The 20,952-nt window shown below is 65.6% G+C and carries 16 protein-coding genes; 5 read left to right on the forward strand and 11 right to left on the reverse strand.

Translation table 11 applies throughout. The annotated features are described in order from the left end of the window. Positions 1-2 precede the first annotated feature (2 nt). The 5 genes from alaS to AU175_RS15545 form a co-directional block, all read right to left on the reverse strand. Entirely contained in the window at positions 3-2,681 is a 2,679-nt protein-coding gene (alaS, locus tag AU175_RS15525; protein ID WP_066291663.1) for an alanine--tRNA ligase, read from the reverse strand. A gap of 112 nt (positions 2,682-2,793) precedes the next feature. Then, on the reverse strand, positions 2,794-3,024 hold the full coding sequence (locus tag AU175_RS15530) for a DUF6167 family protein (protein WP_197497157.1): 231 nt from the start codon (positions 3,022-3,024) through the stop codon (positions 2,794-2,796). Positions 3,025-3,042: 18 nt separating this feature from the next. Beyond that, the gene (locus tag AU175_RS15535; protein WP_066291665.1) at positions 3,043-3,417 is read right to left on the reverse strand and encodes a DUF948 domain-containing protein; all 375 of its coding nucleotides are present in this window, start codon (positions 3,415-3,417) and stop codon (positions 3,043-3,045) included. A gap of 143 nt (positions 3,418-3,560) precedes the next feature. Beyond that, positions 3,561-4,187, reverse strand: coding sequence for a 30S ribosomal protein S4 (gene rpsD / locus AU175_RS15540; protein WP_066291666.1), 627 nt, complete (start codon positions 4,185-4,187; stop codon positions 3,561-3,563). 228 nt (positions 4,188-4,415) lie between these two features. Then, positions 4,416-5,828 carry a replication-associated recombination protein A gene (locus tag AU175_RS15545; protein ID WP_066291668.1) on the reverse strand — a complete coding sequence of 471 codons (1,413 nt, stop codon included), beginning with the start codon at positions 5,826-5,828 and terminating at the stop codon, positions 4,416-4,418. Positions 5,829-5,882: 54 nt separating this feature from the next. On the opposite strand from AU175_RS15545, the gene AU175_RS15550 reads away from it, so the two are divergent. Further along, positions 5,883-6,557 carry an acVLRF1 family peptidyl-tRNA hydrolase gene (locus AU175_RS15550; RefSeq protein ID WP_066291670.1) on the forward strand — a complete coding sequence of 225 codons (675 nt, stop codon included), beginning with the start codon at positions 5,883-5,885 and terminating at the stop codon, positions 6,555-6,557. Between the two features lie 92 nt (positions 6,558-6,649). Here AU175_RS15550 and AU175_RS15555 read toward each other — a convergent pair whose 3' ends face one another. Together AU175_RS15555 and aspS are read right to left on the reverse strand one after the other, a co-directional pair. Next, the gene (locus AU175_RS15555) at positions 6,650-7,450 is read right to left on the reverse strand and encodes a GNAT family N-acetyltransferase (RefSeq protein WP_231938629.1); all 801 of its coding nucleotides are present in this window, start codon (positions 7,448-7,450) and stop codon (positions 6,650-6,652) included. Positions 7,451-7,518: 68 nt separating this feature from the next. Further along, on the reverse strand, positions 7,519-9,318 hold the full coding sequence (gene aspS, locus AU175_RS15560) for an aspartate--tRNA ligase (protein WP_156642436.1): 1,800 nt from the start codon (positions 9,316-9,318) through the stop codon (positions 7,519-7,521). 108 nt (positions 9,319-9,426) lie between these two features. Between aspS and AU175_RS15565 the strand changes: the two genes are divergently transcribed. Then, entirely contained in the window at positions 9,427-10,701 is a 1,275-nt protein-coding gene (locus AU175_RS15565) for an APC family permease (protein WP_066291674.1), read from the forward strand. On the opposite strand, the gene hisS is transcribed toward AU175_RS15565, so the two are convergent. Next, the gene (gene hisS, locus AU175_RS15570; RefSeq protein ID WP_066291676.1) at positions 10,698-12,068 is read right to left on the reverse strand and encodes a histidine--tRNA ligase; all 1,371 of its coding nucleotides are present in this window, start codon (positions 12,066-12,068) and stop codon (positions 10,698-10,700) included. The genes AU175_RS15565 and hisS overlap by 4 nt on opposite strands. A gap of 235 nt (positions 12,069-12,303) precedes the next feature. Between hisS and AU175_RS15575 the strand changes: the two genes are divergently transcribed. The 3 genes from AU175_RS15575 (at position 12,304) to AU175_RS15585 (ending at position 15,701) form a co-directional block, all read left to right on the forward strand. Next, the gene (locus AU175_RS15575; RefSeq protein WP_066291677.1) at positions 12,304-13,104 is read left to right on the forward strand and encodes a peptidylprolyl isomerase; all 801 of its coding nucleotides are present in this window, start codon (positions 12,304-12,306) and stop codon (positions 13,102-13,104) included. A gap of 67 nt (positions 13,105-13,171) precedes the next feature. Continuing rightward, positions 13,172-14,896 (forward strand): DUF349 domain-containing protein, encoded by a 1,725-nt coding sequence (locus tag AU175_RS15580; protein ID WP_156642438.1) that lies wholly within the window; start codon positions 13,172-13,174, stop codon positions 14,894-14,896. A 112-nt stretch (positions 14,897-15,008) separates the two neighbouring features. Next, positions 15,009-15,701, forward strand: coding sequence for a type IV toxin-antitoxin system AbiEi family antitoxin (locus tag AU175_RS15585; protein ID WP_082979246.1), 693 nt, complete (start codon positions 15,009-15,011; stop codon positions 15,699-15,701). Here AU175_RS15585 and AU175_RS15590 read toward each other — a convergent pair. The 3 genes from AU175_RS15590 to secD form a co-directional block, all read right to left on the reverse strand. Then, positions 15,618-18,011: a RelA/SpoT family protein gene (locus tag AU175_RS15590; RefSeq protein WP_066291686.1), complete on the reverse strand. Its 2,394-nt coding sequence runs from the start codon at positions 18,009-18,011 to the stop codon at positions 15,618-15,620. The two genes, AU175_RS15585 and AU175_RS15590, sit on opposite strands and share 84 nt — an antisense overlap. A 136-nt stretch (positions 18,012-18,147) precedes the next feature. Further along, positions 18,148-19,167: a protein translocase subunit SecF gene (gene secF / locus AU175_RS15595; protein ID WP_066291688.1), complete on the reverse strand. Its 1,020-nt coding sequence runs from the start codon at positions 19,165-19,167 to the stop codon at positions 18,148-18,150. Further along, positions 19,168-20,925, reverse strand: a complete 1,758-nt coding sequence (secD, locus tag AU175_RS15600; protein ID WP_066291690.1) for a protein translocase subunit SecD — start codon at positions 20,923-20,925, stop codon at positions 19,168-19,170. Positions 20,926-20,952: the final 27 nt, after the last annotated feature.

A 20,952-nucleotide genomic window follows, 5' to 3' on the forward strand; every position in this document is an offset into this window, starting at 1 on the left:
GCTTATCGCCGGGAAATCGCGTCCACAACGGCGGCCAGCGCCGGTGCGACCTTGTTGGCATCCGTTCCGCCGCCCTGCGCCACATCGTCCTTGCCGCCGCCGCCTCCGCCCAGGATCCCGGCAGCAAGACGGACCAGTGCCCCCGCCTTGACGCCTGCCGCCCGGGCAGCCTCGTTGGTGGCCACCAGGATCACGGGCCGGTCGTTGCTGACGCCTGCAACAGCAACGGTGGACGCGGCAGAACCGAGCCGGTTCCGAAGGTCCAGGGCAAGGCCGCGGAGGTCGTCCGCACCGCTGACCTGCCCGGCATCGTGGGCGATGACGCTGACTCCGGCGGCATCCCTGGCCGTGCCTGCGAGCTGGCCTGCGGCGGCCGCCAGCTGTTCCTTGCGGAGCCGTTCCAGTTCCTTTTCGGCAGACTTGAGCTTCGCGAGGGTCACGGCAATCCGGTCAGCCAGCTGGCCGGAAGGCACCTTCAGCATCTCGGTAAGTTCCGTTACCAGCGCGCGCTCTGCGGCGAGGTGGCGGAAGGCATCCATGCCCACAAAAGCCTCAACGCGGCGGTTTCCTGAACCAACGGACTGCTCCCCCAGCAGCGACAGGCTGCCGATCAGGGACGTGTTGGAAACATGCGTGCCGCCGCACAGTTCACGGGACCACTCGCCGTCGATCTCCACAACGCGGACTTCACTGCCGTAATTTTCGCCGAAGAGCGCCATGGCGCCCAGCGCCTTGGCCTCCGCGAGGCCCATGACCTTCGTGTCCACCCTGAAGTTGTTGCGGATGGCCAGGTTTGAGACTTCCTCGATTTCGGAACGTGTGGCAGTGCTGAGGCCCTCACCCCAGGCGAAGTCAAAGCGCAGGTAGCCCGCCTTGTTGTAGGAGCCGCGCTGGGTGGCCTCCGGACCCAGGATCTGGTGCAGTGCGGCGTGGACAATGTGGGTGCCGGTGTGCGCCTGTTCTGCGGCGTGGCGCCGTTCCCGGTCGACGGCGGCGCGCACCAGCGCGTCAGACGGGATCTCGCCTTCGCGGACGATCGCCTTGTGGACGCTGAGCCCCTTCAGCGGGCGCTGGACATCGAGGACCTCGACGACGAATCCATCGCCGGTGATGAGGCCCGTGTCAGCTGCCTGGCCGCCTGCCTCGGCGTAGAACGGCGTCTCGGCAAGGACAAGCTCGATTTCGTCGCCCGTGGAGGCCTGGGCCACTGACCGGCCGCCGCTGAGGATGCCGCGGACGCGTGACTCACCGTCCAGGTCGTTGTAGCCGGTGAAGACGGTCTCACCCTGGGCCAGGAGTTCCTGGAAGGCGCTGAGGTCGGCGTGGCCGCCCTTCTTGCCCTTGGCATCGGCCTGGGCACGCTGCCGCTGTTCCAGCATCAGCCTGCGGAACTCCGGCTCGTCCACCCGGAGTCCGGCCTCTTCGGCCATTTCGAGGGTGAGGTCGATGGGGAAGCCGTACGTGTCGTGGAGCGCGAAGGCGTCGGCGCCGGACAGCGGCTTGCCGGCAGCCTTGGAGACGGTCACGGCGTCTTCGAGCCTCGCTGTGCCGGACGCGATGGTGCGCAGGAAGGCCTTTTCCTCGGCATACGCGATCCTGCTGATGCGGGCGAAGTCAGTCTCCACTACAGGGTAGACGCCCTTCATGGCGTCGCGGGAGGCCGGAAGGAGGTCCGGCAGGCAGGCCTTTTCGACGCCGAGCAGGCGCATGGAGCGGACGGCACGGCGGATGAGGCGGCGCAGCACGTAGCCGCGGCCTTCGTTGGAGGGCGTCACGCCGTCCGCGATCAGCATCAGGGCTGAGCGGATGTGGTCGCCCACAACGCGCATCCGGACGTCGTCGGTGTGGTGCGGATCGTCGGGTGTTTCGGCCGAGGTGTATTCCCGGCCGGAGAGCTCTGCCGCCTTGTCGATGACGGGACGGACCTGGTCGGTCTCGTACATGTTCTCGACGCCCTGCAGGATCATGGCAAGGCGTTCCATGCCCAGGCCGGTGTCGATGTTCTTCTTGGGCAGTTCGCCCATGATGTCGAAGTCGTCCTTCGAGCGGACGTTGTCGATCTGGTACTGCATAAACACGAGGTTCCAGATTTCGACGTACCGGTTCTCATCGGCGATCGGTCCGCCGTCGACGCCGTAGTCCGGGCCGCGGTCGTAGTAGATCTCGGAGCAGGGGCCGGCGGGGCCGGGCTGGCCGGTGTGCCAGTAGTTGTCAGCTTTGCCCATGCGCTGGATGCGGTCAGCCGGGACGCCGGTGTTCCTGAGCCACAGCTCCTTGGCTTCGTCGTCCTCCTCGTAGACCGTCACCCACAGGAGTTCCGGCGGCAGGCCGTAGCCGCCGTCGGCCACGCTGGTGGTGAGCAGTTCCCAGGCGAACTTGATGGCGTCTTCCTTGAAGTAGTCGCCGAAGGAGAAGTTGCCGCACATCTGGAAGAAGGTGCCGTGGCGGGCGGTCTTGCCCACCTCTTCGATGTCACCGGTGCGGATGCACTTCTGCACGCTGGTGGCACGGGAGTAGGGCGCTTCTTCGCGGGCCGTCAGGTACGGGATGAACGGGACCATTCCGGCCACTGTGAACAGCAGGGAGGGGTCGCTGGAGACCAAGGAAGCGGAAGGCACCGCGGTGTGGCCTTTGCTGACGAAAAAGTCGATCCAGCGCTTGGTGATCTCCTGCGACTTCATGAGCTGTTTACTTACCCTTCTTGGTTCACGCGTTCTGCTGCGTGACAGTTTTATTCAGTGGGCAGCCCGTCAGACGGGGCTGCTGTTTCAATTCTCCGCTGGTTCCGGAGCGTCAGCGCCGGACAAGCTCGTGGGACTCGACGCCGAGCGCGGTACGGAGGTCAGTCTCACGCTCACGCATTCCGGACCGCACGGCGTCCGCGAAGTCGTAGACGCCGTCGGCCAGCCGGCCCACCGCGCGGTTCAGGCCAACCGGTCCCAGGTTGGCCTGGGCTTCGTTGACCTTGCGGAAGGCGATGACTCCAATGGCCACGCCAATTCCCATCCAGACAAGTCGTTTCATTTCAGTTCTCCGGGTGGCTCAGCGGCTGCGACGGCCGGCGGCGGGCTTCTTGCGGTTGGCGAAGGCGGAGCGCACGCCGTAGCTGAAGGCGGCCACCTTGATCAGCGGCGAACCGACAGTTGCCGCCATCAGTGATGACAGGGCGGAGAGGTTGGCGGAAGCATCCGAAACGTTGGAGGCAATGCCATCAACTTTCTTCAGCTGCTGGTTGGTGGTGGACACCGTGGCTGTCACCTCATCCATCAGGGGCGTGGCGCCGTCGCTGATGGCGCGGATGGACGTGCGCACCTCGTCAAAAACCCGTCCCAGCTTCAGGATCGGCACCGCAAGCAACAGCACCAGGAGCGCGAACACCCCGGCAGCGATCAGGCCGGCAATATCGCCACCAGACATAGACGTTCATCTCCTCGAAACTGTGTGATTTGTTCCATCTGCGCCCGCACAATCCGTGCGAAACGCAGATGCCCCCCAAGTACCTTACATACAAAGAAGCCCGCGGCGCTTGCCACGGGCTTCTTTGGATACGCTGCTGGGATTTAGCGTGCGTAGAATTCGACGACGAGCTGCTCTTCGCAGGTCACGGGGACCTCGGAGCGCTTCGGGCGGCGGACCAGGCGGGCCTGCAGGGCGTCAAGCTTGACGTCCAGGTAAGCCGGAACCTGGGGCAGGACGTCGCGGTGCGCGCCGGCCGCTGCAACCTGAAGCGGAACCATGGTTTCGCTGCGGCTGTGGACGTGGACCAGCTGGCCCTCGCCGACGCGGAAGGACGGGCGGTCAACGCGGACGCCGTCAACCATGATGTGGCGGTGCACAACCAGCTGGCGGGCCTGGGCGATGGTGCGGGCGAAGCCGGCACGAAGCACGAGGGCGTCGAGGCGCATTTCGAGCAGTTCGATCAGGTTTTCACCGGTCAGGCCCTTGGTGCGGCGCGCTTCTTCGAAGGCGCGGGTCATCTGGGCTTCGCGGATGCCGTACTGGGCGCGCAGGCGCTGCTTTTCGCGCAGGCGTACGGCGTAGTCGGAGTCCTGCTTCTTGCGGGCACGGCCATGCTCACCGGGGCCGTACGGGCGGCGCTCCATGTACTTGGCGGCCTTGGGGGTCAGAGCGATGCCGAGTGCACGCGAAAGGCGTGCGGTACGGCGAGCACGAGTGTTGTTAGCCACTTGTGTCCTTCCAATATCTGCGGTGTGTCAGTGTTACTGGCCTCCACGATGGAGAGCATCGGCCAACCGCTGCCTTTTGCTACTGGGCGCAGGGCATAACCGCACCAACAGCATGAAATGCTGAAATACAGTGGATTGTGCGTCCGCGCCTTGCCAGACAACGATCAATCTTACCAGCATTCACTGTCCGCCCCTTACCTTCTCCGTCGTCCCCCTCAAACGCGGCAGCTAGCCGCCGCGGATAATCTTCCGGAGCCGTTCAAGCCGGACCGCAATGTCCCGTTCGGCGCCGTTGGCCGTGGGTATGTAATAGTCCCGGCCCACGAGGTCGTCCGGCGGGTACTGCTGGGTCGCGACCGAGTGCGGGGCGTCGTGGGCGTACTTGTAGCCCAGTCCGTGGCCCAGCTGCTTTGATCCCGGATAGTGGGCATCGCGCAGGTGCGCCGGGATCCCGTTTCCCAGCCCGGCACGGACGTCGGCCACCGCCTTGTTCAGGCCCATGTAGGCCGCGTTGGACTTCGGTGCCGTGGCGAGGTGGACCACGGCTTCGGCCAGGACGATCCGGCCTTCCGGCATGCCGATCAGCTGTACTGCCTGGGCCGCGGCCACGGCTGTCTGCAAGGCAGTAGGATCCGCCATGCCAACGTCTTCGGCCGCGGAAATCACGATGCGCCGGGCAACAAACCGGGGGTCCTCCCCTGCCTCAAGCATCCGCGCGAGGTAGTGCAGGGCCGCGTCCACGTCGGAACCACGGACGGACTTGATGAAGGCACTGGCGACGTCGTAGTGCTGGTCACCGGCACGGTCGTACCGCACCGCTGCCACGTCGAGGGCGCGCTCGGTGTGCTTCAGCTCAACGGTCACCGGACCTTCGCCGGTGTCGTCAGCATCACCGAACGCCACCCCTGCTGCGGCCTCGAGTGCGGTCAGGGCACGCCGGGCATCACCGCCTGAGAGCCTGACCAGGTGGGCCAGCGCCTCGGTGCTGAGTTCCACTTTCCCGTTCAGCCCCCGGACGTCCGTGACGGCACGCTGGACCAGTCCTTCGATGTCATCATCGGTAAGCGGCTTCAGGGTCAGCAGCAATGACCTGGACAGCAGCGGTGAGACTACGGAAAAGGAGGGATTCTCGGTGGTGGCCGCAACCAGGACCACCCAGCGGTTTTCCACCCCGGGCAGCAGTGCATCCTGCTGGGCTTTGTTAAACCGGTGGATCTCGTCCAGGAACAGCACGGTGGTGGTCTTATAGAGGTCCCGGGCGGTCAGTGCCTCGTCCATTACGCGCCGGACATCCCTGACCCCGGCAGTGATGGCGGACAGTTCCACGAATTTCCGCCCACGCCCCTTGGCGATCACATGGGCGAGCGTGGTTTTCCCGGTACCGGGAGGTCCCCAAAGGATGACGGACGCCGGCCCGGCGGGCCCGCCGGCATCAGCGCCGGCGGCGAGTTGGCGCAGCGGCGAGCCCTGCCCGAGCAGATGCTGCTGGCCCACCACATCGTCCAGCGTTCTGGGCCGCATCCTGACCGCCAGGGGGCTGCGGGGCTGGGCGCTGCCGCCTGCACCGGTTCCGGCGGCGACTGGCGCACCGCTGTCGCCGTCGTCGTCGTTGCCTGGCCCTTGGGCGAAAAGATCATCCACATAGATAGGCTACTCATAGTTCACCGCACCGTTCCGCCAGCCCAAGGGGTCCCCATGAGCGCACACGCCACGGACGGCGGGGGCCGTCCCGGATCCGTCAGGACCGCCTTTGTGTCCGGCGTCCGCCTCGCTGGCTGGGTGGAGCGGTTCAGCGCAGCCCACGGCGGCTTCCGGCTCAGCGATGACGACGACGGCGTGCGGCTTCTGGCCGCGGACGGCGCCACGGCACTCCTGCAGCCGCCCTGGCCCCCTGACGGACGGCCGGGGCGGGGCGAGGACCCGCTGGAGCGGCTGGCTTCCATCGCCTCTCAGCCGCGCCGGCTCGGCCTTCTCCTGGTCCGGCGGGGAGGTTACGGCATCGCCGTGGCCAGCGAGGGGGTGATCGTCGCGTCCAAGGCGGGCACCAGGTACGTGCAGTCCCGGACGGCGGCAGGAGGCCAGTCGCAGCAGAGGTTTGCACGCCGCCGCTCCAACCAGGCGGATGAGCTGGTCCAGGCTGTCGCCGGGCAGGCCCGGCAGGTCTTCAACGGCCAGTCCTTTGAATACGTCGTCCCGGGCGGGGACCGCGCCCTCGTTGACCTGGTGCTGGACGAGCCGGTCCTGAAGGACTACGCCAAGCTGCCCCGGCTGGCTTACCTGGACGTGCCCGATCCCCGTTCCGCGGTCCTGAAGAAGGCAGCCGCGGACGCCAGTGCGGTGCGGATTGTGGTGACCGACCCGCCGTCGTAAGTCCCTTCCCTTTGAGTTTTTGTCCACTTACGGCGACCTGGAGGGCGGGAAAGTCGCCGTAAGTGGACAAAAACTCCTAGAGGGGCGGGCAGTCAGCAGCCGGTCAGGTGCCGTTTGGGGCGTTCCTGCCGATAGAGGTAGCGGCCCGCTTCCCTGAACCCGGCCTTGGCGTACAGTTCCCGCGCCCCGCTGTTCGCGGCGGTGACCATCAGCCAGTAGCCGTCCAGCCGCTGCGCGGCACCGGATTGGAGCAGGGCAGCAAGAACCCGGGTGCCGTAGCCGAGGCGCCTCGCATCCAGACGGGTGGCCATGCAGTAGAGGCCGCCCCAGTCGCCATGCGCGCCTTGCCGGCGCGGCGGAACGGCAAGGCGTCCCACGGCGGCGGGCACGCCGTCGTCGTCCCTCACCAGTGCGTACAGCGACGGACAGCCCTCAAGGATCCCGCGGGCGGTGGCGAGCGAATCCTCGCCACCGCGGCCGTCAACACTCCACCAGAGCCGCAGCCATTCCGCGGAAGGCCCTGCCGAGATTTCCACGCCGGCATCGGGCACGGGCTCATCACCGCCGGCATCCCGCACCAGGATCACGGTTTCAGACTGCCGGGTAAAACCTTCCGCATCGAGGAAGGCATTCAACGCCTCGTTGCGGGCATTATCGAACACTTGAAAGATGACCGGCAGCCGGCGGCTGCGGTACCAGGCCCGGGCCTGGCGGAGCAGGGCGGGCTTTTCGTGCGGGCGGCCGTGGGTCTCCGGGCGCGGCCAGATCGAGTTGGCCCTCTGGGTCACGCCACCGGCGGCACGAAGAACCCATTCGCCTGTCTCGTCCCGGTCGGGAGCCGGCCAGGCGGCGTCCATCGCACGTTCAATGTCCGGCAGGGCAGTGTTGGCCACGGTACTCCTTCGTCAACGGCAGGAGGCTCCCCGGTTGTCCGGGGAGCCTCCTGTATTTAAGCGCGCGCCTACTTGGCGTCCGGCGCGGCCTTCCTGGCCTCTTCCGGCTTCGTTTGGGGCTTGAAGTCGACACCGGCCTCCTTGCGCTGCTGCGGCGTGATCGGCGCCGGGGCCTGGGTCAGCGGGTCGAAGCCGTTGCCGGTCTTCGGGAAGGCGATGACGTCGCGGATGGACTCAACACCTGCCAGCAGTGCCACAACACGGTCCCAGCCGAAGGCGATGCCGCCGTGCGGAGGGGCGCCGAACTTGAAGCCTTCCAGGAGGAACCCGAACTTGGTCTGGGCGTCCGCCTTGTCCAGGCCCATCAGTTCGAAGACCCGTTCCTGGACATCGCGCTCGTGGATACGGATGGATCCGCCGCCGATCTCGTTGCCGTTGCAGACGATGTCGTACGCGTACGAAAGGGCGGATTCCGGGTCCTGGTCAAACGTGTCCAGGAACTCGGGCTTGGGCGAGGTGAAGGCGTGGTGGACAGCCGTCCACTTTCCGGCTCCGACAGCCACGTCGCCGGACGCCACCGCGGCGGCTGCCGGTTCGAACATCGGCGCATCCACCACCCAGCAGAAGGCCCAGGCGGTGGGATCGATCAGGCCGGTCCGGTGGCCGATCTCCACCCGGGCAGCGCCCAGGAGGGCGCGGGCCGCGGACTTCTCACCGGCGGCGAAGAAAATGCAGTCGCCGGGCTTGGCGCCCACGGCGTCGGCCAGGCCTGCGCGCTCGGCGTCGGTCAGGTTCTTGGCTACCGGGCCGGCCAGTTCGCCGTCTTCCTTGAAGAGGACGTACGCCAGGCCCTTGTGGCCGCGCTGCTTGGCGAACTCCTGCCAGCCGTCCAGGGTACGGCGCGGCTGGGAGGCACCGCCGGGCATCACCACGGCACCGACGTACGGGGCCTTGAAGACGCCGAAGTTGGTGTCCTTGAAGAAGTCGGTAAGCTCGGTCAGCTCCACGCCGAAACGGAGGTCAGGTTTGTCCGAGCCGTACCGCGCCATCGCGTCCGCATAGGTGATGCGCTGGATCGGCGTGGGGATTTCGACGTCGATCAGCTTCCACAGTGCCTTGACGATGTTTTCACCCAGGGCGATGATGTCGTCCTGGTCCACGAAGCTGGCCTCAATGTCCAGCTGGGTGAATTCCGGCTGGCGGTCCGCGCGGAAGTCCTCGTCGCGGTAGCAGCGCGCTATCTGGTAGTACTTCTCGAAGCCGCCCACCTGCAGGAGCTGCTTGAAAAGCTGCGGGGACTGTGGGAGCGCGTACCAGGAGCCCGGCGCGAGGCGGGCGGGGACCACGAAGTCCCGGGCGCCTTCCGGCGTCGAACGCGTCAGCGTGGGTGTCTCGATTTCGACGAAACCGTCCTGGTGGAGCAATTCGCGGGCCACCCGGTTGGCTTCGGACCGCAGCCGGAGGTTGCGGGCGGGGCCCGGGCGGCGCAGGTCAAGGTAGCGGTGCTTCAGTCGCGCTTCCTCGCCCACCTCGACGTGTTCGTCAATCTGGAACGGCAAGGGCTCGGAGGTGTTGAGGATAACCACCTTGTCTGCCATGACCTCGATCTCGCCAGTGGCCAGCGCGGGGTTTTCATTGCCCTCGGGGCGCTTGGACACGGTGCCCGTGATCTGGAGTACGTACTCGTTGCGCAGACCGTGGAAGACCTCTTCCTCACGGACCACAACCTGGGCCACACCGGAGGCATCGCGCAGGTCCACGAATGCGACACCACCGTGGTCACGACGGCGGCCCACCCAGCCAGCCAGGGTTACGGTTTGTCCAATGTGCTCGGAGCGAAGGGATCCGAGGTCATGTGTGCGCAGCACAGCACGCCTTTCTGAAGGAGACAGCAGGAAAACAGAGTGAAGATGAATAGGATCGTTCCGGGAACAATCCCGTTCGAGTTTACCCGTTGGAAAGGCTTCACCTCCCCCATGTCTGGGCACCAGCAACTTCAGCGGAGGCTTGGCGTGTTTGACGCCACGTCCATCGGGCTCGGGTCCATGCTCGGTGCCGGCGTCTTTGTGGCCTTCGCCCCGGCGGCCGGTTTCGCCGGAAACTTCCTGGTCCTGTCCGTTCTGGTTGCCGGTGCCGTGGCGTATTGCAACGCAGTAGCGTCGGCGGAACTCGCGGCCAGGTACCCGGCCAGTGGCGGCACCTACGTCTATGGCAGGAAGCGGCTGGGCGAGTGGCCGGGCTTTGTGGCGGGCTGGGGATTTGTCACCGGGAAGAGCGCGTCGTGTGCGGCCATGGCACTCACCTTCGGAAATTACCTGGCGCCGCAATACGCCGTACCGGTGGCGGTTGCCGCGGTGGTGGCGCTCACTGGCGTCAACCTGCTGGGCATCACCCGCACGGCCCTCCTGACCAGGATCCTGCTGGCCGTAGTGCTGGCCACCTTGGTGTTTGTCGCCGTTGCCAGCATCATTGGCCCGCACCCTGCGGGCGTTCCGGCCGGCGGGACCGCTCCCGACGGCGGTGCTGCCGCCGGCAGTGTTTCCGCCGGCCTCGGCGGCGTGCTGCCCGCGGCAGGCCTGATGTTTTTTGCGTTTGCCGGGTACGCGCGCATTGCCACTTTGGGTGAGGAGGTCAAGGATCCGGCAAAGACCATTCCCCGGGCCATCCTTGCCGCCCTCGCTGCCGCCTTCGGCATCTACTTTGTCCTGGCGCTGCTGCTGCTAAACCATCTGTCTCCGGCCGGCCTTGCCGCAACGGCCACGCCGCTGCTGGACGCGGTCCGGAATTCTTCCCTGGGCGCGGGCGCCCCGATCGTCCAGGCCGGGGCGGCCGCCGCATGCCTCGGCGCACTTTTGGCGCTGATCACCGGCGTGGGCCGGACCACGTTGGCGATGGCCAGGGAACGGGACCTGCCCGGTCCGCTGGCGCGGGTTGGCGGCAAGCATACGGTGCCGTTCGTGGCCGAACTGGCGGTGGCCGCCGTCGTTATTGTTTTGCTGCTCACCACTGACGTCATGACGGTGGTGGGGTTCTCCAGCTTTGGCGTCCTGATCTATTACGCCGTCACCAACGCTGCCGCCTACACGCTGGACGAACACCCTGTACACGGTCCCAGGTGGCTGAACGTCACGGGGTTCCTCGGCTGCCTGCTGCTGGCGTTCACCCTGCCGGCCGCCTCGGTGCTGGGCATGGCTGGTGTGCTGGCGGCCGGAGCAGCAGGGCGGTTCCTGGTGCTCCGGCTGCGCCGCTAGCCCCGGGCTGCTGACGCCTCGAGTGCGGTGGTGACCTGGACGGACAGGTCCTCGTCGGACGGTGACCAGCTGGCGGGATCCGCGTCGACCTGCACGCCGGACCGGATGTCCTTGACCTGGTGCTTTCCGTGTTCGTCGGTGAACCACACAAAGGGAATCCCGCGGCGGTCCGCGAACTTGATCTGCTTGCCGAACTTCTCGGCCTTCGCCGCCACCTCGGTGGCGATGCCACGGCCACGGAGCTGTGCGGCCACGTCCTGGGCATCGCCCCAGCTGTCGTCGTCGGTGAGCGCAACAAGCACCGCCGTGGGCACCGAACGGGAAGCCTTCGCCAGGTCCTGGCTGAGGATGCGCGACACCAGCCGGGTCACGCCGATGGAAAGTCCGACGCCGGGGAACTTCCGGTTGCCTTTGCTGGCCAGCGCGTCATAACGGCCGCCGGAACAGATGGAGCCGAGCTGTTCGTGGCCCACCAGGATGGTCTCCACTACGGTGCCGGTGTAGTAGTCAAGGCCGCGGGCGATGCTGAGGTCCGCAATCACCTTGCCCGGGGCACGCTGCACGGCGGCTTCGATGACCTGTTCCAGCTCGTTCAGGCCTTCCTCCAGGAGTTCGTTGCTCACGCCCAGGGCCCGGACACGTGCGGCGAACGATGTGTCTTCGGTGCGGATGGCGGCGAGCTGCAGTGCGGCCTGGGCCTGGTCATCCGAGGCTCCGAGTTCAGTCTTCAGCAGGTCGGCAACCTTGGCAGGGCCGACCTTCTCCAGCTTGTCGATGCTGCGGAGGACGCCGGCCGTGTCATCGAGGCCAATGCCTCGGTAGAAGCCTTCGGCCAATTTGCGGTTGTTAATGCGCAGGCGGAAATCCGGGATGGGCAGTGCACTGAGCGCCTCGGCGATCACGAGGGCGATCTCCACGTCATAGCGGAAGGGCAGTTCGCCGTCGCCAACGACGTCAATGTCCGCCTGCGTGAATTCACGGGCGCGGCCTTCCTGCGGACGCTCACCGCGCCAAACCTTCTGGATCTGGTAGCGCCGGAACGGAAAGGCGAGGTAGCCGGCGTTCTCCACCACGTAGCGGGCGAAGGGCACGGTCAGGTCAAAGTGCAGGGCGAGTGCGTGAGGATCGTGCTTGCCGGCCTTGGATTCCTCACCCTCATCATCCTGAAGGCGGCTGAGCCCGTACACCTCTTTGTCGATGTCGCCCTTGCGCAGCAGCTGACCCACAGTTTCCACGGCCCGGGTCTCGATGGACGCGAACCCGTGCAGCTCAAAGACCTTACGGAGGGTGTCCAGCACATGCAGCTCCACCAGCCGCTCCTCGGGAAGCCACTCGGGGAATCCGGACAGGGAGGCTGTGCGTGCCATGGTGGAATTTCTCCTCTTGATGAAGGGTGCCTGGGACTTTGTTCGGCATACCGCCCGAAACGGGGCGGGAACGGCGGCTGTCCGGCAACTCATGCATAAACTATGTGCGGCAGTCAGTTTATGCGTCATCCGCCTGCATCTCTAATGTGCGGGTATGGGTGGTAAATGCTGTCAGAGGATTGCAGGCGCACGGGAACACCAAGCACGCCTGCAGCGGCGACTATCAGGAGGACCATTGGCGGCCAGTTCACGCAGTGCCCGCGAGGCCAAACGGCGCATCCAGCAGATGGAAGCCAAGCGCGAGCTGCGGCGGGAGCAGGAGAAAAGGCGTAAGCGGGACAATATTATTGCCGGCGGCGCCGGTGCAGCCGCCGTTATACTCGCCGTCGTACTCCAATTGACTGCCTTTGCCGGAAATCCCACCGAGGAAGAATATGCTGCGGCCGAGGCCGGGCTCAGCAGCCCGTCAGCGTCCGCTACGCCGTCAGCGCCGGCCACCAACAGTCCCAACATTCCGGCTGCGGACACAGCTGCCGGCAAGGTGTTCACCGGGGAAATGTCGCTTAACGGGAACGTGCTCGGCCTGGAAATTGACGGAACCAAAGCGCCCCAGGCTGCCGCCGTCTTCAAGGGATTGACGGACGAGGGCTTCTACAACGGCAGCAAGTGCCACCGCCTGACCACGGCTGAATCCTTCGGTGTGCTGCAGTGCGGCGGTTCTTCCGCCTCCGCCGACCCGGACTACACCTGGGGGCCCCTCGAAAACACACCGGCGGACAACATCTATCCTGCGGGCACGATTGCCGTGGCCCGCTCCGGCGACAACGCGTACGGAAACGGGAAGCAGTTCTTTGTGGTCTACAAAGACACGGTGATTCCCCCCGACTCCGCCGGGGGCTATACGGTGGTGGGCAGGGTGACCTCCGGAATGGAAGCAGTGAACGCCATTGCCGCCGCGGGAATCACCCCCGGCTCCAGCGCAACAGACGGCGCACCTGTGGAACCAGTCACGATAGACTCGGTTTCTCTGAAGTAGGAAGCCAGGCCTTACCGGCCGCGGTGCAGTACGTGAGTATTTCCCTCCAAGCGAAAGACTTTTAGCGGTGACAGACAGTCAGAAATCCGACGAAACAGCAGCAGACCTGACCGGAGAAACGGCCCCCGCGGCCGAACCGGCGGTAGCTGACGAAGCCACAGCCGAGGAATCCCAGGTCCAGGAAACCAGCACCGGGACAGCATCCGCGGAAGATGCGCCGGCGGACGGGGCCCCGTCCGGCGATGCCGGCGCGGCGGAGGAAGTGCCGTCGGCTCCGGAGGCGGAAACCAGCATTACTCCGGCCGAGACTGAAACCCCCGCTCCCGAGGCTGCGCCGGAAGCTGATGCCGAAACCCCTGCCGCTCCCGCTGCTGAGGCTGCGCCGGAAGCCGGCGCCGAAACCCCTGCCGCTGCTGAGGCTTCACCCAGGCCTGCCGCTGCACCGCGCCCAGCGCCGTCACCTGCCGCTTTCGCGGCCCGGCCCAAACCGGCGGCGGCCGCTCCTGCCGCGACACCCGTGCCTGCGGTACCGGCCACGTCGCTGGCCGAAGCTTCGCGCTGGGGCCGTGTTGAGGGCGACGGCCATGTTTTCCTGACCATCGACGGCGAGGAGCATGCCGTTGGGCAGTACCCCGGGGTCAGCGACGACGAAGCCCTGTCGTACTTCGCCCGCAAGTTCGACGACATCCTGGCCCAGATCGTCCTGCTGGAGCAGCGGGTCAGTTCCAAAGCCCCGAGCACGGACATGCAGAAGACAGTCACCCACCTGCGCGAGCAGCTCGCCGAGCGGAACATGGTGGGCGATATCCGCGCCGCCGAAACCCGCCTGGACAAGCTCTCTGAACAGGTCAAAGAGCTCGAAAAGACCGAGAAGGCCGAGCATGACGCCGTCCGCAGCGCTGAGCTGGCAGCCCGCGAGGCGATCGTTGCCGAAGCCGAAAGCATCTCGGGACAGGACCCTACACAGATCCAGTGGAAGACCTCCAGCGCCCGGATGAACGAGCTGTTCGAAAGCTGGAAGACAGCCCAGAAGAGCGGCGTACGCCTGGGCCGCAGCAACGAAGACGCACTGTGGAAGCGCTTCCGCGCCGCCCGTACCGTCTTCGACCGCCACCGGCGAGCCTATTTCTCCCAGCTGGACAGTAACAACTCCGCTGCTAAGGCAGCCAAGGAAAAACTGATCGCGGAGGCTGAGGCCCTGTCCAGCTCAACCGACTGGGGTTTCGCAGCCGGTGAGTACCGGCGGCTGATGGACGACTGGAAAGCCTCGCCGCGCGCCAGCCGCAAGGATGACGACGCCCTGTGGGCCCGCTTCCGCGCTGCCCAGGATGTTTTTTTCACGAACCGGCAGGCCGCCAACGAAGAGATCGACCAGGAGTACGCGGCCAACCTCGCCGTGAAGGAAGCGCTCCTCGTTGAGGCCAACGCGATCCTCCCCGTCAAGGACCTGGCCGCCGCCAAAAAAGCGCTGCAATCTGTGCGCGACCGATGGGAAGAAGCCGGCAAGGTTCCGCGCGCCGAAATGGGCCGCATCGAGGCAGGCCTCCGCAAGGTGGAGGACGCCGTCCGTCACGCGGAAGAGGAAAACTGGCAGCGCTCCAACCCTGAGACCAAGGCCCGCACCAACAGCGCGCTGTCCCAGCTGGAAGCCGCCATTGCCGGCCTGCAGGAGGACCTTGCCAAGGCTGAGAAAGCCGGCGACCAGCGCAAGATCAAGGCCGCCAGGGAAGCCCTCGAGGCGCGTCAGGCTTGGCTGGACCAAATCCAGCGCTCGGCCAGCGAACTCTCCTAGGCGTGCCCTCGGGACGCCACCAATGAACACGTAAAACAGGTCCGGCTCCGGTTATCCACATAACCGGGGCCGGGCCTGTACGCGTTTGCGACGAACGCGGCAGTATGGCTGGATGGCTACTCCGTCCTCTTCCACGGCCGCTGCGGCGGCGGCCCCGGCATCTGCGCCACTCCCCCGGTACCCCGAACTGTACTCACCGGGAAAGCCGTTTACCTGGCCCGAACTTCAGTCGATGGCTGGTGACGGTGTGCTCAGCCAGTTCCACCAGCATGGCTATGCCTTGCCGGATGCTGCTGCGTCGCCGCAGATGAGGGCACGCGCAGCAGCCAATGCCGTGCCGGCAACCATCAGGCAGCGGGTCGTCGCCGGAAGGATGACCGCCGCCTGGATTTACGGCTGCGCCAACGAACCTGACAGGCTGGCCCTGCTCGTGGACGCCAAGCGCCGGATCTCCAGCTTGCGGAACACGCGCGGGTGCACCCTCCATGAAGTGCGGCTGGGGCCGTGCGACGTCGTCAGCCTGGGCGGGCTGATGGTCTCCAGTCCGCTGCGCACGGCGCTGGACATCGCCCTGCATGTGGAGGCCCAGCGGGCATTGCCAGCGTTGGAGGCGCTGCTGTCAAGACCGGAGAATGATGTCCGGCTGCGCCTGCTTGTTCTGGCCATTGAGTCCACCCCGCGGGTGCCGCACAAGAGGTCTGCCCTGGAGAAGCTTGCCCGGTTAGCTCCGTCGTTTGTTGCCGGTGGTCCGGTAGACGTCGAACACGCCGTCGATCCGACGGACGGCGCTCAGGACGTGGCTTAGGTATTTGGGGTCGCCCATCTCGAAAGCGAACCGAGAGATGGCCACCCGGTCCGTGGAGGTATGCACACTGGCGGCCAAAATGTTCACATGGTTCTCGGACAGGACCCGGGTCACATCGGACAGCAGGGATTTGCGGTCCAGGGCTTCCACCTGGATCTCCACCAGGAACACGCTCGACTGCGTGGGTGCCCAGTCGACGTCCACGATCCTGTCCGGCTGGTCCTTCAGGTCCGAGATATTGGTGCAGTCCGTGCGGTGCACCGACACGCCCGAGCCGCGGGTAACGAACCCAAGGATCGGGTCCGGAGGCACCGGGGTGCAGCAGCGGGCCAACTTCACCCAAACGTCGCCAACGCCCCGCACCACTACACCGGAATCGGAGAAGCGGGTCTTGGCCACCTGGGTCGGGATGCTGACTTCGGTGATGTCTTCGTCAGTGCTTTCGCTCCCGCCGAGGCTCTCAACGAGCTTTTCCATCACCGACTGCGCAGACGTGTGACCGTCTCCGACGCCTGCATAGAGGCCGGAGATGTCCACGTACTTGAAGTCCTCTGCCACGGCGGCCAGCGCCTCGTGGGTCATCAGCCGCTGCAGGGGCAGGTTCTGCTTGCGCATGGCCCGGGTCAGGAGTTCCTTGCCGCGGTCGATCGCCTCTTCGCGGCGCTCCTTGCTGAACCATTGCCGGATTTTGTTGCGTGCGCGCGCGCTTTTGACGAAGTGCTGCCAGTCCTGGCTGGGGCCGGCGCCTTCCGCCTTCGACGTGAAAATCTCCACCCAGTCGCCGTGGTTCAGTTCACTGTTCAACGGGACAAGCTTGCCGTTGACGCGGGCGCCGATGGTCCGGTGTCCCACCTCGGTATGGACGGCGTAGGCAAAGTCCACGGGGGTGGATCCGGCGGGCAAGGCCATCACTTCGCCCTTGGGCGTGAAAACGAACACTTCACGGGCGTTGATTTCGAACCGGAGGGAATCCAGGAACTCCCCCGGATCGGAGGTTTCCTGTTGCCAGTCCACCAGTGACCGCAGCCAGCCCATGTCGCCGTCGCGGGGGCTGCCCGGGCCGGTGGCCGTGCGGTTGGGCTGATCCTTGTACTTCCAGTGGGCCGCCACACCGTATTCAGCGCGGCGGTGCATCTCGTGGGTCCGGATCTGGATTTCCACGGGCTTGCCGCCGGGTCCGATCACCGTGGTGTGCAGGGACTGGTACATGTTGAACTTGGGCATCGCAATGTAATCCTTGAAACGCCCAGGGAGCGGGTTCCAGCGCGAATGCATGGTGCCCAGTGCCGCGTAACAGTCACGCACGGAATCCACCAGTACTCGGACGCCCATCAGGTCGTTGATGTCGTCGAAGTCTTTGTCCCGGACCACCATCTTCTGGTAGATCGAGTAGTAGTGCTTCGGCCGGCCGGTGATGGTGGCTTTTATCCGGGCGGCCCGGAGGTCCTCGGTGATCTGGTCACGGATGACACCAAGGCTCTTCTCACGCTCCGGAGTGCGGTCCCCCACCATCCGGACGATCTCCTCGTACACCTTCGGGTAGAGCGCCGCGAAGGACAGGTCCTCCAGCTCCCACTTGATGGTGTTCATGCCCAGGCGGTGGGCCAGGGGGGCGAAGATCTCCAAGGTTTCGCGGGCTTTCCGCGCAGAGGATTCGGCGGAGACGAAGCGCCAGGTGCGGGCATTGTGGAGGCGGTCCGCCAGTTTGATCATGAGGACGCGGATGTCCTTGGCCATGGCCACAACCATTTTGCGGACGGTCTCGGACTGGGCCGCTTCGCCGAAGCTGACCTTGTCCAGCTTGGTGACGCCGTCCACCAGCATGGCAACTTCGGGTCCGAAGTCCCTCTTCAGGTCCCCCAGAGTGTAGGGGGTGTCCTCCACGGTGTCGTGGAGGAGCGCGGCTGCCAGGGTAGTCCCGCTCAGCCCGAGCTCGGCAAGGATGGTGGCTACCGCGACAGGGTGGGTGATATAGGGGTCACCGCTCTTGCGTTTCTGCCCCCGGTGGCTGCGTTCCGCCACGTCGAAGGCCCGCTGGATGAGGTCGAAGTCCTCTTTGGGATTATTGGCCCGGACTGTGCGCAGCAGCGGTTCGAGGATGGGTGAATAGCTGGCCGCGCCGCGGCCGGTGAGCCGTGCCAGGCGCGAACGCGTGCGTTCGCGCCGTCCCGGGAACGTCGGCCGGGCACCCGAACTGTCCACGGGGACGGCCTGCCCTGGACGCGCGGCAGGAACCAGGCCGGTTTGCGGTCCGCGGCCCGGACCGTTGTCTCCGTCTGCCGTTGGCGCCGACGCCGAACGTTCTTCCAATGAAGCACCCCTCACGACCCGTTTAATTACCCCAGTCTATTCCCCGGACAGCACACATATGTAACCGGGGACCAAATGCGAACGGGCCGGCTGGGATCAGTCTCCTGACGCCAGCCGGCCCGGGTAAAACGGAGGGTCAGGCCTGGGCGGATTCCGCTGGGACGCCGGCCTTGGCCGCCGCCTCGCTTCGCCGGTGCTCCACGCGCTTGGCCTGCTTAACAAGTTCGGGTTCATTCTGGCGCAGCCAGGCATACATCGGAGCCGCGATAAAGATGGTGGCAGCTGTACCGATGAGGATGCCCACGAACAGTGCCAGTGACAGGTCGCGCAGCGTCCCCGCCCCCAGCAGGCCGGCGCCGATGAACAGGATGGCGCCCACCGGGAGGATGGCCACCATCATGGTGTTGATGGAACGCACCAGGGTCTGGTTCACGGCGAGGTTAACTTCCTCACCAAACGTCCGGCGGGTGGAGGCATCGAGGTCGGCAGTGTTTTCACGGATCTTGTCGAAAACCACCACGGTATCGTACAACGAGTAGCTGAGCACGGTCAGGAACCCGATGATGGCCGACGGCGTCACCTCAAAGTCGCTCAGGGCATATACGCCGGCGGTGATGAACATCGTGACCACCATGCCGGCGATCGCTGAGAGTGACATCTTCCAGGTCCGGAAGTAGAGCGCCATGAGGAGGGAAGCCAGGACCACAAAGGCCACCAGGCCGATCAGGGCCTGCTTCGTGACGTCGGCACCCCAGGTGGGACCGATGAACGTGGAGGTGACCTCGTTATCGGTGACGCCGTAAGCGGCAGTCAGTCCCTCCTTGATCCTGAGGGTCTCTTCATCCGTGAGCTTGTCCGTCTGGATGCGCATGGTGTTGCCCGCGACATTGGCCACACGCGGAATGCTGCCCGGGACCACATCCTGCACGGCCTTTTCGCCGACAGCTGCCTCGGTGGTCTGGACGTTTGAAACGGTGAACTCGGAGCCGCCGCGGAACTCGATGCCGAGGTTGAATCCACCCTTGGCTACTGGAATCAGGATCGACAGGGCAACGGCCACGGCCGCGATAAGGAACCAGATCTTCTTGGCGCCGACAAAGTTGTAGGAGCGCTTGCCGGTATAGAGCTCGTTACCGAAAGTGGCAAAGCTGGACATTTACTTGTTCTCCTTGGCTGCGCTCTTGGAGGAGCCAGCGAGCTGCTCCTGCTTCTCCGCGAGTCGGCGTTCCGCGATGGTCATCCTGCGCTCCGCCTCTGCAGCGGCGCCGGCGTTCTTCGCCCGGACCACAGCGGGCTTCGACTCAGGGGTACGCAAGCGTCCGGCACCACGGTACAGCGGCACAGCGCCGAGGCGCTCGGGGTCCAGCCCGGAGAACCGGTGGCCTTCACCAAAGAACTTCGTTCGTGCCAGCAGCCGCAGCGTGGGGTGCGTGAACATAAAGACGACGATGAGGTCGGCGATTGCCGTCAGGCCAAGGGTAAACGCGAAGCCGCGGACGTTGCCCACCGCGACGAAATACAGGACGAGGGCCGCGAGGAGGTTGACGGCCTTCGAAGCCAGCACCGTGCGCTTGGCCCGCTTCCAGCCGTTTTCGACGGCGGACACCAGCCCACGGCCTTCGCGCAGCTCGTCACGGATGCGTTCGAAGTAGACGATGAAGGAGTCCGCCGTCTGGCCGATCGCCACGATGAGGCCGGCGACGCCGGCCAGCGAGAGCCGGTAGTTTTCGGTCCAGCCGAGGATGGCGATGGCGAGGTAGGTCAGGGCACCCGCCACCACCAGGGAGGCAATTGTCACAAAGCCCAGGGCGCGGTACTGGAAGAGGGAATACACCACCACCAGCAGCAGTCCAATGAGGCCTGCGAGGAGCCCCATGCGAAGCTGTTCGCCACCCAGGGTTGCGGAGATCTGCTGCTCACTCTGGATCTCGAAACTGATGGGCAGTGCGCCGAAGCGGAGCTGGTCGGAAAGCGCCTTGGCACTTTGTTCGGTGAAGCCGCCGGTGATCTGCGGGCGGCCGTCGGTGATGACTGCAAGGGAACGCGGCGCCGAGATGACCTGATCGTCCAGCACGATGGCGAACTGTGCCTTGGGGTCGTTGCCTGTTTCGCCGCCGGCTGCCACGTAGAACTGGTTCAGGCGTTCGGTGACCTCTTTGAACTTGGCCGTGCCTTCGCCGTCGAACTGGATGTTGACGGCCCATTCATTGGTCACGGCGCCCTGGGCACCCTGCTGGAGCTGGAAGGAGGAGGTGACAATGTTGCTGCCCTTGACCTCCACCGGCCCGAGGATGTACTTGATGGCCGGGGTGGTGGCAGTGGCAGGCTCGCAGGTCACCAGTGGCTTCGCAGGGTCAGAGCGCTCCTGCTGGTCCTGTGCAGGGTTGTCGCAGTCGAGGGTCTCGAACTTACGGTAGACCTCTGCTGTGATCCAGTTGATGTCGCTGCTGTTGGCGGGCTCGGCGGTCGGCTTGGGCAGCTGGTCCTCGGGCGTCAGAGACTCCGTGGGCACGGCGGCGCCGGGACCGTTCAGGAGGACCGGGCGGAAGTTCATGTCGGCGGAGGCCTGAATGAGTGCCCTGGTTTCCGTGGATGGCGTGCCGGGAAGGCTGACCACTACGTTGCGGCCCGACTGGGTGCTGATTTCCGCTTCGGCAACGCCCGAGCCGTCAACACGCTGGCGGATGATCGCCACCGCCTGGTTGAGCTGCTCCTCGTTGATGTCCGAACCGCCCTCAACCTTGGGCGCCAGGATCATCTGGGTGCCGCCTTCGAGGTCCAGCGCCAGCTTGGGTGCCCAGCTCGCCTGCCCGGACATGGTGCCGCCGGCCAGGACGGCGGTCAGCACGGCGAGGATTACGCCGAGCCAGACCAGCACCCTGAGTGCTGAGTTCTTCGGGCCAGTTCGTGCCATTGTCGATCTTTCTTTTATTTACTTCAG

Source organism: Arthrobacter sp. B6 (genome assembly GCF_001663775.1).
Classification (GTDB): Bacteria; Actinomycetota; Actinomycetes; order Actinomycetales; family Micrococcaceae; genus Arthrobacter.

Coding starts and splice junctions, on each gene's coding strand:
- secD (WP_066291690.1), bottom strand. CDS start 20,925: ATGGCACGAACTGGCCCGAAGAACTCAGCACTCAGGGTGCTGGTCTGG.
- secF (WP_066291688.1), bottom strand. CDS start 19,167: ATGTCCAGCTTTGCCACTTTCGGTAACGAGCTCTATACCGGCAAGCGC.
- AU175_RS15535 (WP_066291665.1), bottom strand. CDS start 3,417: ATGTCTGGTGGCGATATTGCCGGCCTGATCGCTGCCGGGGTGTTCGCG.
- alaS (WP_066291663.1), bottom strand. CDS start 2,681: ATGAAGTCGCAGGAGATCACCAAGCGCTGGATCGACTTTTTCGTCAGC.
- AU175_RS15565 (WP_066291674.1), top strand. CDS start 9,427: ATGTCTGGGCACCAGCAACTTCAGCGGAGGCTTGGCGTGTTTGACGCC.
- AU175_RS15585 (WP_082979246.1), top strand. CDS start 15,009: ATGGCTACTCCGTCCTCTTCCACGGCCGCTGCGGCGGCGGCCCCGGCA.
- AU175_RS15530 (WP_197497157.1), bottom strand. CDS start 3,024: ATGAAACGACTTGTCTGGATGGGAATTGGCGTGGCCATTGGAGTCATC.
- AU175_RS15550 (WP_066291670.1), top strand. CDS start 5,883: ATGAGCGCACACGCCACGGACGGCGGGGGCCGTCCCGGATCCGTCAGG.
- hisS (WP_066291676.1), bottom strand. CDS start 12,068: ATGGCACGCACAGCCTCCCTGTCCGGATTCCCCGAGTGGCTTCCCGAG.